General features: G+C 61.9%; 14 protein-coding genes. 9 read left to right on the top strand and 5 right to left on the bottom strand.

Going from position 1 to position 16,005, the window contains the following annotated elements:
- Positions 1 to 29: 29 nt before the first annotated feature.
- Entirely contained in the window at positions 30 to 470 is a 441-nt protein-coding gene (locus CXQ80_RS16040; RefSeq protein WP_101321214.1) for a universal stress protein, read from the bottom strand.
- A gap of 109 nt (positions 471 to 579) precedes the next feature.
- Here CXQ80_RS16040 and CXQ80_RS16035 point away from each other — a divergent pair, with 109 nt between their 5' ends.
- The 7 genes from CXQ80_RS16035 to CXQ80_RS16005 all read left to right on the top strand — a co-directional run bounded on the left by CXQ80_RS16035 (position 580) and on the right by CXQ80_RS16005 (position 8,895).
- Positions 580 to 1,017, top strand: a complete 438-nt coding sequence (locus tag CXQ80_RS16035; RefSeq protein ID WP_101321212.1) for a hypothetical protein — start codon at positions 580 to 582, stop codon at positions 1,015 to 1,017.
- A gap of 501 nt (positions 1,018 to 1,518) precedes the next feature.
- Complete coding sequence (fadB, locus tag CXQ80_RS16030; RefSeq protein WP_101321210.1) at positions 1,519 to 3,666, top strand: fatty acid oxidation complex subunit alpha FadB; 2,148 nt, start codon at positions 1,519 to 1,521, stop codon at positions 3,664 to 3,666.
- A 31-nt stretch (positions 3,667 to 3,697) separates the two neighbouring features.
- Positions 3,698 to 4,873, top strand: a complete 1,176-nt coding sequence (fadA, locus tag CXQ80_RS16025; RefSeq protein WP_101321208.1) for an acetyl-CoA C-acyltransferase FadA — start codon at positions 3,698 to 3,700, stop codon at positions 4,871 to 4,873.
- Positions 4,874 to 4,950: 77 nt separating this feature from the next.
- Positions 4,951 to 5,202 (top strand): DUF1653 domain-containing protein, encoded by a 252-nt coding sequence (locus CXQ80_RS16020; protein WP_101321206.1) that lies wholly within the window; start codon positions 4,951 to 4,953, stop codon positions 5,200 to 5,202.
- Positions 5,203 to 5,303: 101 nt separating this feature from the next.
- Positions 5,304 to 7,916, top strand: coding sequence for a type I DNA topoisomerase (topA, locus tag CXQ80_RS16015; protein ID WP_101321204.1), 2,613 nt, complete (start codon positions 5,304 to 5,306; stop codon positions 7,914 to 7,916).
- Between the two features lie 173 nt (positions 7,917 to 8,089).
- Positions 8,090 to 8,611, top strand: coding sequence for a DUF6586 family protein (locus CXQ80_RS16010; RefSeq protein ID WP_101321202.1), 522 nt, complete (start codon positions 8,090 to 8,092; stop codon positions 8,609 to 8,611).
- 50 nt (positions 8,612 to 8,661) lie between these two features.
- Positions 8,662 to 8,895 (top strand): hypothetical protein, encoded by a 234-nt coding sequence (locus CXQ80_RS16005; RefSeq protein WP_101321200.1) that lies wholly within the window; start codon positions 8,662 to 8,664, stop codon positions 8,893 to 8,895.
- Between the two features lie 51 nt (positions 8,896 to 8,946).
- Here CXQ80_RS16005 and sulA read toward each other — a convergent pair whose 3' ends face one another.
- Positions 8,947 to 9,426: an SOS-induced cell division inhibitor SulA gene (gene sulA, locus CXQ80_RS16000; RefSeq protein ID WP_101321197.1), complete on the bottom strand. Its 480-nt coding sequence runs from the start codon at positions 9,424 to 9,426 to the stop codon at positions 8,947 to 8,949.
- A gap of 13 nt (positions 9,427 to 9,439) precedes the next feature.
- Positions 9,440 to 10,048, bottom strand: a complete 609-nt coding sequence (gene lexA, locus CXQ80_RS15995; RefSeq protein ID WP_101321195.1) for a transcriptional repressor LexA — start codon at positions 10,046 to 10,048, stop codon at positions 9,440 to 9,442.
- 235 nt (positions 10,049 to 10,283) lie between these two features.
- Between lexA and CXQ80_RS15990 the strand changes: the two genes are divergently transcribed.
- Positions 10,284 to 10,997, top strand: coding sequence for a TetR/AcrR family transcriptional regulator (locus CXQ80_RS15990; RefSeq protein WP_101321193.1), 714 nt, complete (start codon positions 10,284 to 10,286; stop codon positions 10,995 to 10,997).
- 81 nt (positions 10,998 to 11,078) lie between these two features.
- A complete protein-coding gene (gene nagZ, locus CXQ80_RS15985) occupies positions 11,079 to 12,077 on the top strand; it encodes a beta-N-acetylhexosaminidase (protein WP_178080835.1) in 999 nt (332 codons plus the stop codon).
- A 43-nt stretch (positions 12,078 to 12,120) separates the two neighbouring features.
- On the opposite strand, the gene CXQ80_RS15980 is transcribed toward nagZ, so the two are convergent.
- The gene (locus CXQ80_RS15980) at positions 12,121 to 15,420 is read right to left on the bottom strand and encodes a DEAD/DEAH box helicase (RefSeq protein WP_101321188.1); all 3,300 of its coding nucleotides are present in this window, start codon (positions 15,418 to 15,420) and stop codon (positions 12,121 to 12,123) included.
- A 4-nt stretch (positions 15,421 to 15,424) separates the two neighbouring features.
- On the bottom strand, positions 15,425 to 15,997 hold the full coding sequence (locus CXQ80_RS15975; protein WP_101321186.1) for a CsiV family protein: 573 nt from the start codon (positions 15,995 to 15,997) through the stop codon (positions 15,425 to 15,427).
- Positions 15,998 to 16,005 lie beyond the last annotated feature (8 nt).

Here is a 16,005-nt window from a genome sequence, read left to right as displayed (position 1 = left end):
GGTTGCCCGCGATGGCGTCAGTGCATTTTTCAGTCTTTCTTCAGCAGGCGTACTGCCAGCACATCACACGGCGCGCCGTGCAGCACATCGTTAGCGGTGGAGCCTAGCAGCAGTGCCAAGCCGTGGCGACCGTGGCTGCCGACCACGATCAGGTCGCACTTCTGATCCTTGGCCAACTGGTGGATTTCCTGGCGCGGCTGGCCGTAGACCAGGTGCGAGTCACCCCGGTTGATATCCGGGTACTTGTTGAACAGGCGATCCATGCGTTCCTTGGCCTGGTCGAACTGCTGTTGCTGCAGCTGCGACAGGTCCATCGGTACGTCGCCGCCAAAGGCCATGGCCATCGGTTCGACGATATGCACCAGCGATACCTTGGCGCCGCTCGCCGAAGCGATTGCCTTGGCGCGCTTGATCACCGGATCGCATTCTTCGGTGAGGTCGACAGCGACCAGAAGATGTTCGTAGGACATTGGAGGTGCTCCTGACAATCGCGATAGTAGAAGTATGGTCGCTTTGTGGCGGTTTACCGTGAAACCTGGCTAACCAGCTCATTTGCAACGCTTTATGGGATCTACAGATATGACGGTATGGCTGGTGGTGTCAATCCTTGCGCTGATTCTCAGCCCACTTGCCTGGCTGCGTCCATCACGCAAACAAAGCGAACAGATGAGCCTGCGCCTGGCCGGCAGGCGCATTGGCCTGGCCATGCAGTTGGCGCCGCAGCAGTGGCCGCACTGGCTCGAACAGCAGCCGCCGAGCCCGTGCCCGCAGTACCATCGGCCGCGGCGCAAGGGCCGGGATGACTGCTGGGCGTATTGGCAGGTCAGCCCTGGGGTGTGGTGGAACAAGTGGCGTGAGCCTTGCGAAGATCCGCGCCTGGCCAAGGCCTTGGCGGTGTTGCCGAGCAATGTCTACATGATTGAGGCCACCACGCAAATGGTTGCCTTGTACTGGGGCGAGCGCGGTGATGAATCTGTGTTGCAGAACATTGCGCAAACCCTCGAAGACCTCGCTTAACCCTTCGTAACGACATCGCGGGGCACCCCTGCCGATCCGCCACCCATGCTCAGGTGGCGGATCGGCAGGGGTGCCCCGCGATGCGTTCTGCTGCCGCAGAAAGGCCAGGCAGGCCGGGATACTTTGCTTGCGAGAGTGACTATAGCCTGCTGCGCAGTTTTTGCCGGGTGCCTGGCGCAGCTTCTGCTGCCCGCCAAGGACTTATCGCTGGCATGAATGGCTGGCGATCACTGTCATCAAGGTTGATACCTAGTCGCTACAAAATGACCGGAAAGTCGCGTTTTCACCTCCTCAGGGAGGATTTGACAACGCCGACCTTTTCGGAGAATGTGTGCGTACCCAAATCAAACGGGCGTATGAATTGAGCGTTTGTATGTTGCGCCGTTCATGCCAATCCCGACTATCGCGCTGACGGGTGTGCCTGACCAAGCCGCTGTTGTGACAGGGTTTAGCCAGCGTCCGGCGTGTACAGTTTAGCTTCCATATCGTGGAGATCAGTTGATGATTTACGAAGGTAAAGCCATCACGGTTAAGGCTCTTGAAAGCGGCATCGTCGAACTGAAGTTCGACCTCAAGGGTGAGTCCGTCAACAAGTTCAACCGCCTGACCCTGGACGATCTGCGTCAGGCCGTGGCCGCCATCAAGAGCGACGCCTCGGTCAAGGGCGTCATCGTCAGCAGTGGCAAGGATGTGTTCATCGTCGGCGCCGACATCACCGAGTTTGTCGACAACTTCAAGCTGCCCGAGGCCGAGCTGGTCGCTGGCAACCTGGAAGCCAACCGCATCTTCAATGATTTCGAAGACCTCGGCGTACCTACTGTTGCCGCGATCAACGGCATCGCACTGGGTGGCGGTCTGGAAATGTGCCTGGCAGCTGATTACCGGGTGATGTCCAGCACCGCCAAGATCGGCCTGCCGGAGGTCAAACTGGGCATCTACCCAGGCTTTGGCGGTACCGTGCGCCTGCCGCGCCTGATCGGCTCGGACAATGCCATCGAGTGGATTGCCTCGGGCAAGGAAAACCGCGCCGAAGACGCCCTCAAGGTTGGCGTCGTTGATGCCGTGGTCACCCCAGAGCTGCTGCAGGCTGCAGCGCTGGACCTGATCAAGCGCGCCATCAGCGGTGAACTGGACTACAAGGCCAAGCGCCAGCCCAAGTTGGAAAAACTCAAGCTCAACGCCATCGAGCAGATGATGGCCTTCGAAACCGCCAAAGGTTTTGTTGCCGGCCAGGCCGGGCCGAACTACCCGGCGCCGGTCGAAGCGATCAAGACCATCCAGAAAGCCGCCAACTTCGGTCGTGACAAAGCGCTGGAAGTGGAAGCTGCAGGCTTTGCCAAACTGGCCAAGACGCCCGTCGCTGCCAGCCTGATCGGCTTGTTCCTGAATGACCAGGAGCTCAAGCGCAAGGCCAAGGCGCACGACCAGATCGCCAATGACGTGAAGCAGGCTGCCGTACTCGGCGCTGGCATCATGGGTGGTGGTATCGCCTATCAGTCGGCGGTCAAAGGCACCCCGATCCTGATGAAGGATATCCGCGAGGATGCCATCCAGCTGGGCCTGAACGAAGCCTCCAAGCTGCTCGGCAATCGTGTCGAGAAGGGTCGCCTGACCCCGGCGAAAATGGCCGAGGCGCTCAATGCGATTCGCCCGACCTTGTCCTACGGCGACTTCGCCAATGTCGACATCGTGGTCGAAGCTGTAGTCGAGAACCCCAAGGTCAAGCAAGCCGTTCTGGCCGAAGTCGAAGGTCAGGTCAAAGAGGACGCGATTCTCGCCTCCAACACCTCGACCATCTCCATCAACTTGTTGGCCAAGGCCCTCAAGCGTCCGGAGAACTTCGTCGGCATGCACTTCTTCAACCCGGTGCACATGATGCCGCTGGTGGAAGTGATCCGTGGCGAGAAGTCCAGCGAAGTGGCCGTGGCCACCACCGTTGCCTATGCCAAGAAAATGGGCAAGAACCCGATCGTGGTCAATGACTGCCCAGGCTTCTTGGTCAACCGCGTGCTGTTCCCGTATTTCGGCGGCTTTGCTCGCCTGGTCAGCGCCGGTGTCGACTTCGTGCGCATCGACAAGGTCATGGAGAAATTCGGCTGGCCGATGGGTCCTGCGTACCTGATGGACGTGGTCGGCATCGACACCGGCCATCACGGTCGCGACGTCATGGCTGAAGGCTTCCCGGACCGCATGAAGGACGATCGCCGCACCGCCATCGATGCCTTGTACGAAGCCAAACGCCTGGGCCAGAAGAACGGCAAGGGCTTCTATGCCTACGAGACCGACAAGCGCGGCAAGCCGAAAAAGGTTGCCGACGAGAGCGTGCTCGAAGTGCTCAAGCCGATTGTCTTCGAGCAGCGTGAAGTCAGCGACGAGGACATCATCAACTGGATGATGATCCCGCTGTGCCTGGAAACCGTCCGCTGCCTGGAAGACGGCATTGTCGAAACCGCAGCCGAGGCCGACATGGGCCTGGTCTACGGTATCGGCTTCCCTCCCTTCCGCGGTGGTGCATTGCGCTACATCGACTCGATCGGGGTTGCCGAGTTCGTCGCCCTGGCTGACCAGTACGCCGACCTGGGGCCGCTGTACCACCCCACCGCGAAGCTGCGCGAAATGGCCAAGACCGGCCAGCGTTTCTTCAACTGAGCGCCCAACGAGTTAGAGCGAGAGTATTGATATGAGCCTGAATCCAAGAGACGTGGTGATTGTCGACTTCGGTCGGACCCCGATGGGTCGTTCCAAGGGTGGCATGCACCGCAACACCCGCGCCGAAGACATGTCGGCGCACCTGATCAGCAAGTTGCTCGAGCGCAACGACAAGGTCGACCCGAAAGAAGTCGAGGACGTGATCTGGGGCTGCGTCAACCAGACCCTTGAGCAGGGCTGGAACATCGCCCGCATGGCCTCGCTGATGACCCAGATTCCGCACACCTCGGCGGCGCAGACCGTCAGCCGCCTGTGCGGCTCGTCGATGAGCGCACTGCACACAGCTGCCCAGGCGATCATGACCGGCAACGGTGACGTATTCGTCATCGGCGGTGTCGAACACATGGGTCACGTCAGCATGATGCACGGTGTCGATCCCAACCCGCACATGTCCTTGCACGCTGCCAAGGCCTCCGGGATGATGGGTCTGACTGCAGAGATGCTCGGCAAGATGCACGGCATCAGCCGCGAACAACAGGATGCTTTCGCCGTGCGTTCGCATCAGTTGGCGCACAAGGCCACGGTCGAGGGCAAGTTCAAGGACGAGATCATCCCGATGCAGGGCTATGACGAGAATGGCTTCCTCAAGGTCTTTGACTTCGATGAAACCATTCGTCCGGAAACCACCCTCGAAGGCCTGGCCTCGCTCAAGCCTGCGTTCAACCCCAAAGGTGGTACCGTCACTGCCGGTACCTCGTCGCAGATTACCGATGGCGCTTCGTGCATGATCGTCATGTCCGGTCAGCGCGCCATGGACCTGGGCATCCAGCCGCTGGCGGTGCTTCGCTCGATGGCGGTGGCCGGTGTCGACCCGGCTATCATGGGTTACGGCCCGGTGCCTTCGACGCAGAAAGCGCTCAAGCGTGCCGGCTTGAGCATGGCCGATATCGACTTCATCGAGCTCAACGAAGCCTTCGCTGCACAGGCCCTGCCGGTGCTGAAAGATTTGAAAGTGCTCGACAAGATGAATGAGAAGGTTAACCTGCACGGCGGCGCCATTGCCCTGGGTCATCCGTTTGGTTGCTCCGGTGCGCGAATTTCCGGCACCTTGCTCAACGTCATGAAGCAGAATGGCGGTACCCTCGGCGTCGCCACCATGTGTGTCGGCCTGGGCCAAGGCATCACCACTGTCTTCGAACGCGTCTGATCGCGGCGCAAGACAGCAGCCGGGGCCATGTGCCCCGGTTTTTGTTTTTTACAGGATTTATCACGAGGGTCAGCAACATGCACATACAGCCAGGCGTGTACCGGCATTACAAAGGGCCTGAGTATCGTGTGTTCGGCGCAGCCCGCCATTCTGAAAGCGAAGAGTGGATGGTGTTCTACCAATGCCTGTATGGTGATTACGGGCTGTGGGTGCGACCCTTGGCAATGTTTGTCGAATCGGTCGAAGTTGACGGCGAGCAGGTCCCGCGCTTTGCTCTGGTCACGGCCGAGGAGGGGCGTTTTGGCCCGTCCGAACAGGCCAGCGGTTAGTCGAGCGCGCTTGACCTGACCCTGTAGCCACTATATATAGCGGTGCCGCGTGCGGCACCTGACGCGATTTTTAATTTTCAGATTCAGGAATACACCGATCCATGGGCAAATCGCTGGTCATTGTGGAATCCCCGGCCAAGGCCAAGACCATCAACAAGTACCTGGGCAACCAGTACGTGGTGAAGTCGAGTATCGGCCACATCCGTGACCTTCCCACCAGCGGTTCGGCCAGCGCCAGTAAGGAGCCGGCGGCCAAACGTGGCAAGGCAGCTGCGGCTGAGGCACCGGTACTGACGCCGAAAGAAAAGGCTCGCCGCCAGTTGGTCTCGCGCATGGGTGTCGATCCGGACGCTGGCTGGAAAGCCAAGTACGAGATCTTGCCCGGCAAGGAAAAGGTCATCGAAGAGCTGCGTCGCCTGGCCAAAGATGCCGACACCATCTATCTCGCGACCGACTTGGACCGCGAAGGGGAGGCAATCGCCTGGCACCTGCGTGAAGCCATCGGTGGTGATGACACCCGCTACAAGCGCGTGGTGTTCAACGAGATCACCAAAAAGGCCATCCAGGAGGCGTTCTCGCAGCCAGGTGAGCTGGACATCAACCGGGTCAACGCCCAGCAGGCGCGGCGCTTCCTCGACCGTGTGGTGGGCTATATGGTCTCGCCACTGCTGTGGTCGAAGATTGCCCGTGGCCTGTCTGCCGGTCGTGTGCAGTCGGTAGCGGTCAAGCTGGTGGTCGAGCGTGAGCGCGAGATTCGTGCGTTCAACCCGGAAGAGTACTGGGAAGTACACGCCGACCTCGGCACCGCCAAGGACGCCAAGGTCCGCTTTGAAGTAGCGCGTGAGAAGGGTGAAGCCTTCAAGCCGCTCGACGAAGCCCAGGCCATGGCTGCCCTGGATCAGCTCAAGTCGTCGAGCTACACCGTCGCCAAGCGTGAAGACCGGCCGACCAGCAGCAAGCCGTCGGCGCCGTTCATCACTTCGACCCTGCAGCAAGCGGCGAGCAATCGCCTCGGCTACGGCGTGAAGAAGACCATGATGATGGCCCAGCGTCTGTACGAAGCCGGCTACATCACCTACATGCGTACCGACTCGACCAACCTCTCGGCCGATGCCGTGGAAATGGCCCGCAGCTACATCGAGCGCGAGTTCGGCAAGCAGTACCTGCCGGAAGCGCCGATCGTCTACGGCAGCAAGGCCGGCGCACAGGAGGCGCACGAAGCGATTCGTCCGTCCGATGTGGCTACCCATCCAAGCAAGCTGACTGGCATGGAACGCGATGCCGAGCGCCTGTACGAGCTGATCTGGCGCCAGTTCCTGGCCTGCCAGATGCCACCCGCGCAGTACCTGTCGACCAGCGTCACGGTCAAGGCCGGTGACTTCGAGCTGCGCGCCAAGGGCCGCATCCTCAAGTTCGACGGTTACACCCGCGTCCTGCCGCAGCAGAGCAAGCCAGGCGAAGATGACGTGCTGCCTGACATGGGCCAGGGCGAAGTGCTCAAGTTGATCAAACTTGATCCAAGCCAGCACTTCACCAAACCGCCGGCGCGCTTCACCGAGGCCAGCCTGGTCAAGGAAATGGAAAAACGCGGTATCGGTCGCCCGTCGACCTATGCAGCGATCATTTCCACCATCCAGGACCGCGGCTACGTCACCCTGCACAACCGCCGCTTCTACTCCGAGAAGATGGGCGACATCGTTACCGAGCGGTTGTCCGAGAGCTTCTCCGACCTGATGGACTACGGCTTCACCGCCGGCATGGAAGAGAACCTCGACGACGTCGCGCAGGGCGAACGTGACTGGAAAAACGTACTCGACGAGTTCTACGGCGATTTCAGCAAAAAGCTGCAAACCGCTGAGTCTCCCGAGAACGGCATGCGCGCCAACCAGCCGACCATGACCAACATCGCCTGTAAGGAATGTGGCCGGCCGATGATGATTCGTACCGCCTCTACCGGCGTGTTCCTCGGTTGCTCGGGTTACACCCTGCCGCCGAAAGAGCGCTGTAAGGCGACCGTCAACCTGGTCCCCGGCGACGAAATCGCCGCGGACGACGAGGGTGAGTCCGAATCGCGCGTGCTGCTCGGCAAGCACCGTTGCCCGATCTGCGCCACGGCGATGGATGCCTACCTGCTGGACGAGAAGCACAAGCTGCACATCTGCGGTAACAACCCGGATTGCGTTGGCTACGAAATCGAGCAGGGCAGCTACCGGATCAAGGGCTACGAAGGTCCGAGCCTTGAGTGCGACAAGTGCGGCAGCGAAATGCAGCTCAAGACCGGCCGTTTCGGCAAGTTCTTCGGTTGCACCAACCCGGCCTGCAAAAACACTCGCAAGCTGCTCAAGAACGGCGAAGCAGCGCCACCGAAGATGGACAAGGTGGAAATGCCTGAGCTCAAGTGCGAGAAGGTCGATGACACCTACGTGCTGCGTGACGGTGCCTCGGGCTTGTTCCTGGCGGCCAGCCAGTTCCCGAAAAACCGCGAAACTCGCGCGCCATTGGTGAAAGAAATCATCCCGCACAAGGATGAGATCGATCCCAAGTACCACTTCCTCTGTGAAGCGCCTGCCAAGGATCCAGACGGTCGCCCGACCGTGATCCGCTACAGCCGCAAGACCAAGGAGCAGTACGTGCAGTCCGAAGTTGACGGCAAGCCGACCGGTTGGAAGGCGTTCTACGACGGCAAGGCCTGGAAGGTCGAAGACAAGCGCTGATCCGGCGCCGCAGCACCTGCGCGGGGCAAGCCCGCTGTTGTGTCCTCAGGGTGAGGCGCAGCAGCAGGCTTGCCCCGCGCTGCTTTTGCGCTAGCGGCTTTTGTGCTTGCGAGAGTGCCCGGCGATAGCTGAAACTTGCTGATCGCCACGCTGCCCTCAGGAGGCCAACCGCCATGGCCCAGGAACTCTATACCCGCACCAACCAGAAACTGTTCTTCGCCGGCCTCGCGCTGGAGTCCATGGCCAAGGCTGAGCAAAGCCAGGCCATGAACGCCCAGGGGCTGGTGCAGGCTGAGCGCGAAGCGGCGCAGTTTCATCTGTACGGTGCGCTGCTTGGGTTATGTCACGAAATCGCCGGCTTCTACCGCCTGCCGCAAGCGGGCGCTGCTCGCGCTGAACAGCTACTGGACGCCGAAGTGCTGGCCGGCATGGCCATCCCGGAGTTGGCCGAGCTGATCGAACTGGCAGACAATCGGCAAACCTGGCTGGCGCAGATGTTGACCGCTTATGCAGATTTGTTCCGACCACCTGTCGCGAAAAAAACCGCCAAAACTGACGTCACCCAGCCGTTGATTCAGGCCATCAACCTCGACGAGCCCGAGCAGCCTGCGCTTTCGCGGGCAGAGCTCGAGCAGTGGCGGAGCAATTTGAAAGACTTGGCCAGGCGCTTTCGTGATGCGTTGAGTGAGTGCTGAGCAGGCACTTGGCTGGTACAATGCTCGCCTTTCGTGGAGAACAGCCTTTTATGTCGACGTCCTTTCTTGAAATTGTAGAGTTGCCTGATGGCCGGATCGAGCTGCGTCGCGCCGAAGATGAAGGCTCATTGGTAACCCTGGATTTCTCCGAGGACGCCAAGGTGTTTTTGCAGGGTCAACACGTCGAAGTGGCCAAGGCCATGCTCAGCGTCGGCGTGCAAATGGCTGGCAAGCTGGTGGAAGGCGAGTTGGAGCGTGACGAAGGGCCGCGCGTTCTGCACTGAGTAGTGCCAGACCCCTACACGATCACGATGAGAGCAGGCGAAGCCTGAACATCAGCCGAGGCGGATGTTCAGGCTTTGTGCGTTTCCGACCGTGGCGGCGCGGATCAGCTGCTGACGCAGGGTGACATTGAGGCTACCCAGCCAGCTGACTACGGTATGGCTGTGGCCCATGCGCAGGGCTTCGCAGGTGAGCTGCAAGGCGCTTTTGTTGCTGCTGGGGTGCAGCAGCAGAATGCGCTCGCGGTTGAGCCCGGCATCGCGCAGCCAGGCCTGGGTCAGGCTGGTCGGCGGGGCGATCAGCGTCAGCCAGCGCGCATCCACTTCTTCGCTCAGGTCGCGCAGTACCGGCGCCAGCAGGCTTTGGCAATGTCCCGGCGCACCGCGCAGGGCCAGTTCGCTGAACCGCTCGGGGTCGCTGTTTTTTTGCCGTGCCTGGGCGCTGGCCTTGAGGCCAGGCAGCACCGGTTCGGCCAGAAACGCTTCGAATAATGGCAACTGAATTGACTGCGGTACGTGGATTGCTTGCTGCATGACGCCTCCTGGATCAGCGACGAATGACGCCGACGCTCAAGCCCTCGATCACCAAGTCCTGTTGCTTGAGGTCGACTTCGATCGGGGCAAATTCGGGGTTCTCGGCCATCAACCAGACCTTGTTGCCTTCACGCTTGAAGCGCTTGACGGTGACTTCGTCGCCAATGCGTGCGACCACGATCTGGCCATTGCGTGCTTCGCGGCAGGTATGCACGGCCAGCAGGTCGCCGTCGAAGATACCGACGTCCTTCATGCTCATGCCGTGTACGCGCAGCAAGTAGTCAGCGGGCGGGTGAAAGAAGGTCGGGTTGATGTTGCACGACTGCTCGATATGCTGTTCAGCCAGGATCGGCGCACCGGCAGCGACGCGGCCAATGATCGGCAAGCCGCTCTCTTCGGCCTTGGCTTCGTGGCCAGGGATGCGGATGCCGCGGGACGCGCCCGGAGTCATCTCGATGGCGCCTTTGCGCGCCAGGGCCTTGAGGTGTTCTTCAGCGGCGTTGGGCGACTTGAAGCCCAGCTCCTGGGCGATCTCCGCGCGGGTCGGCGGATAGCCGTTGTCGTCGAGGCAGCGTTTGATGAAAGCCAGGATTTCGGCTTGGCGTGGCGTCAGTTTCAACATGGCGATCGCTCTGTCTTTTTATACAGTGACTGGGATTATATACAGTAGAAGGCTGGCTGCAAGCATCTTGCCGCAGAAGATGCTCGGGCTGACGCACGGCGTGGTCTGCAGCTCTGCACGCTAGGCTGTGTTTTAATGGCGACCGGTGAGTCAGCCAACCTTGACAGATAGAAGCCTGAAACGTATGTTTCAAACAACTGTTTGTCAGGCCCCCACCCCGGAGTAGCGAGTAGTCATGGCCCAATCGGAAACCGTTGAACGCATTCTCGATGCTGCCGAGCAGCTATTCGCGGAAAGGGGGTTCGCGGAAACCTCGTTGCGCCTGATCACCAGCAAGGCTGGCGTCAACCTCGCAGCGGTGAACTACCACTTCGGCTCGAAAAAGGCGCTGATCCAGGCGGTCTTCTCGCGCTTCCTCGGGCCGTTCTGCGCAAGCCTTGAGCGTGAACTCGAGCGCCGCCAGGGCCGCCCGGAACTCAAGCCGAGCCTTGAAGAGCTGCTGGAGATGCTCGTTGAGCAAGCGCTGGTGGTGCAGCCGCGCAGCAATAATGACCTGTCGATCTTCATGCGCCTGCTCGGCCTGGCGTTCAGCCAGAGCCAGGGCCACCTGCGCCGCTACCTTGAAGACATGTACGGCAAGGTGTTCCGCCGCTACATGCTGCTGGTCAATGATGCCGCGCCGCGTATCCCGCCGATCGAGTTGTTCTGGCGGGTGCACTTCATGCTTGGCGCGGCGGCGTTCAGCATGTCCGGGATCAAGGCCTTGCGCGCTATCGCCGAAACCGACTTTGGTATCAACACCTCGATCGAGCAGGTCATGCGCCTGATGGTGCCGTTCCTCGCAGCCGGTATGCGTGCCGACAGCGGCGTCACCGACCAGGCCATGGCTGCCGCGCAACTGCGCCCGCGCAGCAAGACCAGCCCTGCTGGCACGCCGGCCAAAGCCTGAGCCGGCACTGGCGCGCGGGCATAGGCTTCGCAGATAATTCACTGCACGACATTCCCTGAAGGACTTTTCATGACTGCCAGCCTGCAAGGCTCCCTGATGATCGACATCGCCGGTACCTGGCTGACTGCCGAGGACCGGCAGTTGCTGCGCCAGCCTGAAGTAGCTGGCCTGATCATCTTCGCCCGCAATATCGACAGCCCGCGCCAGGTGCGTGAGTTGTGTGCGTCGATTCGGGCGATCCGGCCTGACCTGATTCTGGCTGTCGATCAGGAGGGCGGGCGGGTGCAGCGCTTGCGTCAGGGCTTTGTGCGCCTGCCGGCCATGCGCGCCATAGCCGACAATCGCAATGCCGAGTACCTGGCCGAGCAATGTGGCTGGTTGATGGCCACTGAAGTGCTGGCGGTCGGTCTGGACCTGAGCTTTGCGCCGGTGCTCGACCTTGATCATCAGCGCAGCGCAGTGGTTGGCAGCCGCGCCTTCGAAGGCGATCCGGAGCGGGCCACGCAACTGGCCGGCGCGTTCATCCGCGGCATGAACTCAGCCGGCATGGCTGCGTGCGGCAAACACTTCCCGGGGCATGGTTGGGCCGAGGCCGACTCGCACGTGGCCATCCCCACCGACGAGCGCAGCCTCGAGCAGTTGCGCCAGGCTGACCTGGTGCCGTTCACCCGCCTGCGCGGTCAGTTGGCTGCGGTCATGCCCGCGCATGTGATCTACCCGCAGATCGACAATCAGCCTGCTGGCTTCTCGCGCCGCTGGTTGCAGGACATTCTGCGTGGCGAGCTGGGCTTTACCGGGGTTATCTTCAGTGACGACCTGTCGATGGCCGGTGCGCATGTGGTCGGCGATGCCGCCAACCGGATCGAAGCGGCCTTGAGCGCCGGCTGTGACATGGGCCTGGTGTGTAATGACCGGGCCGCGGCAGAGCTGGCTTTGAGTGCAGCGCAGCGGCTTAAGGTCAAGCCTTCGCCACGGGTTGCCGGCATGCGCGGGCAAGGTTTTGCCAGCACCGATTATCGCCAGCAGCCACGCTGGCTGGAGGCGCTTGGCGCTTTGAAAGAAGCACAGTTGATCGACTGAACAAATGCCGAGCTGACCTAGGTGACAGGTCAGCCCGGCTCACCTAACGGCTGCGCTTGCCCGGCAGCGGCGCGAACAGCGCTTCAATCTCTTCATCACCCAGACGCCACTGGCCGCTATGGCCGCCATCGAGCAGGCCGGCGGCGAGTGCTGCCTTCTCTTGCTGCAGCAACTGAATCTTCTCTTCGACGGTACCGCGAGTGATCAGCTTGTAGACGAACACTGGTTTGTCCTGGCCGATCCGGTAGGCACGGTCGGTCGCCTGGTTTTCGCTTGCCGGGTTCCACCATGGGTCATAGTGGATCACCGTATCCGCGGCGGTCAGGTTGAGCCCGGTGCCGCCGGCCTTGAGGCTGATCAGAAACACTTCGCTGTCACCCTGCTGGAACTGCTGCACCGGTGCGCGCCGATCGCGAGTGTCGCCGGTCAGCAGGCTGTAGCGGATGTCACGCTTGATCAGCTCCTGCTCGATCAGCGCCAGCATCGAGGTGAACTGGGAAAACAACAGGACCCGGCGGCCTTCGCTGAGTAACTCTTCGAGCATCTGCAGCAGGCTGCCCAGCTTGCCCTTGTCGGCTTGATTACCCTTGCTCTCGACACTCTTGACCAGGCGCAGGTCGCAGCACACCTGGCGCAGCTTCAGCAGGGCATCGAGAATCACGATCTGGCTGCGTGCTGCGCCGTTACGGGCAAGTTCGTCGCGGACCTTCTTGTCCATCGCCACCCGCACCGCCTCGTAGGTGTCGCGCTGGGCATCGCTGAGCTCGACCCAGTGCACCATCTCGGTCTTGGCTGGCAGCTCCTTGGCCACCTGCTCTTTGGTACGACGCAGCAGGAACGGGCGAATGCGCCCAGCCAGGTGGGCCAGGCGGTCCTGATCGCCGTGGCGCTCGATGGGGGTGCGGTATTCCTGATTGAAGCGTTTGCTGTCGCCCAGCCAGCCGGGCATGAGGAAGTGAAACAGCGACCAGAGCTCGCCGAGGTTGTTTTCCATCGGCGTACCGGTCAGGCACAGGCGCTGGCCTGCCTGCAGCTCGCCGACGGCGACGGCGGCCTTGCTGGTGCTGGTCTTGATGTTCTGCGCTTCATCCAGCACCAGCGTGTGCCAGTGCTGCCCGCGCAGTTGCTCTATATCGCGCGGCACCAGCGCGTAGGTGGTCAGGACCAGGTCGTATTGGTCAAGGCTGGCGAAGTGCTTGCTGCGCGCCGGCCCATGCAGGGCCAGCACGCGCAGGTCGGGGGCAAAGCGCTGGGCTTCGTCGATCCAGTTGGGGATCAAGCTGGTCGGCATCACCGCCAAGGCTGGCTGCAGCAGGCGGCCATGTTGTTTCTCCAGCAGCAGATGGGCGAGGGTCTGCAGAGTCTTGCCCAGGCCCATGTCGTCGCCCAGAATCCCGCCCGTGCCGATCTCGCGCAACGCCTGCAGCCAGTTCAAGCCCTGTTGCTGGTACGGGCGCAGGGTGGCGTTGAGCGCGAGCGGCGGCTCGACCTGGATATCCCGTGCATCGCGCAGGCGTCGGCCGAGGCCGCGCACGTGCTCGCCGCCTTCCCACAGCAGCGGCATGTGTTCCATGTCGCTCAGGCGCGCGGCATCGGCGCGGTCCAGGCGCAGCGCCGGGCCGCCTGCATGTTCATGCAGGTACAGCTCGCCGAGGGTCGCCATCACGGCCTTGATCCGGCCATAGGGCAGGGCAACGCGCAGCGGCGGGCTATCGAGGCGGCCGCGGTTGAGGTCCAGCAGCAAGTGCTCATCGTCACCGCGCCGGGCCAGTTCGCTGGGGCGCAGCATTTCCGGATTGCTGCGCAGCAGTTGCAGCACGATCGGCAGCAGGCTATGACGCTGGCCATCGACAACGATGCCCAGCTCAAGGTCGAACCATTCGTGGCCAGGCGCTTCGTCGACGCTGGCGTACCAGTCTTCGACCTCCTGCAAGTTGAAGGCAAAGTCGCGGTGCACATCGATGTGCCAGCCGGCCTCACGCAGGCGCGGCAAGCCGTCGCGGGCAAATGTCAGCCACGCTTCGTCGTCGGCAAGCTGATGCATGTCGCCGGCACTGTCGGGCAACGCTTTGCTTTGCCGGGTGGCCAGCTTGAAGCCCAGCTCGCGCAGGGTCTTGCGCATGGCTTGCTCGGCCTGTGGCTGACGGCGGATGCGCTGGCTGGTGGCGCCAACCAGGCGGGTCAGGGGCTTGTCGTCGTTGCCGATTGCCAGCACGCCGTCGTAGTCGAACGCCAGCGCGGCGCGGTGTTGCATCTGCCGCTGCATGCGCCCGGTCTTGGGCGTGTAAGCGCTGAACTCGAGACTGCCCAGGGTCAGGCGCGGGGTCGGCTGGATATCTTCGAGCAACTGCTGCTTGACCTGGGTCGGGGTCGGCACTTGATGGTTGAGGGCGTTGAGCTTGTGACTTAGCGGCACTACCAGATGCTCGGGTACCGGTGGTGCCAGTGATAGTTGCAGGGCTATATGCGGGTCGAGGGAGTGGCTGACACGGCCAATTTCACCGGCGCGTACATCCAGCCAGAACAGCGGCGCCAGTGCCAGCACGAACAGCTTCTCCTCGCCGCTGAACCAGCTGCCGCAATAGGTGGCGTCGCTCTGGCGCACCCAGCGGAACTCGGCCTCGCGTTCCGGGCCCTGGCGCAGCAGTGGCCGGTCGTCGCTGTACAGGACGCGGCCGGTGTCCAGTGCGCGCTGCAGCAATTCGCCGCCTTCCTGGCCTTTGAGTGCGTAGCCGCGGTCCTGGCCGTAAGGGATGTTCTGTCCATTCAACTGGCGCAGGATGCGCAGGTCTTCAGCTGTGACGAAGCGCGGCGTGTCATACAAAAAGTCATACAGCGACTGCACCCGGCTGAAGCGCAGGCCACGCTCATCGTCGGTGCCTTTGCGCACGCGCAGGCTGCAGCTGCGGTCTTCATGGAGCACCAGCTGATAGCAGACCATCCGCCCGCGTTTGTCCTCTGCGCCGAGGCTGACGGTGGCCGGTTGCTGCATCCCTTGCAGCCAGTGCTGTAGATGATGGGGCAGGGCGTCGCTGTCAGCCGGCGCGCTGCTGTCGAGCAGGGCGAACAGCACCGCAGCACAGTGCTTGCAGTTCTCTCTGACCGGGCACGAACAGTGGCCGCGCACATGGCACTGGCCAGCTGCCGCAGTGATGAAAATGCGCTGGGTATAGATGCCGCTGCCGCTACCGCGACAGGTGGCTTCAATCCGCGTGTCGTCATGGTCGAGGATCTGTACCCGGTCTTCTTCGGCGTAGCGCTGGCCGCGTTGCAAAACCGCAGCGGAGAAGGCGCGTTTCCAGCTGATGTTGCTGCGCACCAGGGCGACTGCGTCGGAGGTCACGGTGTCACTGCTCCATCATCTCCGGAGTTATCTCCGGCAGTTTGCGCGCGCCGACAGGTGCGACCTTGAGCAGAAGTGCCAGGTGGCCACCGTCGAGGAAGGTCAGCTGGCCGCTTTTCATGTTGCGATTGCTCTGCTGGAAATGCTCGCTGCGCAGCACGTTACCGTTGCCATCGAGCTGGTTGACCCAGAAGCTCGCCTGCACGGCGATGAAGCGGCCGTCGGCCAGGCTCAGGTTGCCCTCGATCGGGAAGTGACCGAACTGCTCCTCGCCAGCGCCCAGAGCAATGCTGCTGGGCTCGCTGCCGAGCTGTTGCTGCCAGGCCTTGTGCAGCAGCACGGTGTAGCTCGGCGTGGCCTCGAGGCGGGTCGCTTCGTCGGTCAGCACCGGTGGCCGTTCGGCATCCTTGCTCAAGCGCGGCGCGCCGGCGCGCCAGTCTTCCGGGGCGAACTGGCTGGTCACCGCGGGTACATCGTTTTGCCGCACCAGCAGCATTTCCACCTGATACAAGCCATCAGCAAACGCCGTCGGCGCACACAGCGTCAACAGCAAGGTCAGGCAACGAATGGCACGCATGTAACTTC

Source organism: Pseudomonas sp. 02C 26 (assembly GCF_002843585.1).
Taxonomy (GTDB): domain Bacteria; phylum Pseudomonadota; class Gammaproteobacteria; order Pseudomonadales; family Pseudomonadaceae; genus Aquipseudomonas; species Aquipseudomonas shirazensis.
This window is presented reverse-complemented; position numbering and strand designations above follow the sequence as displayed.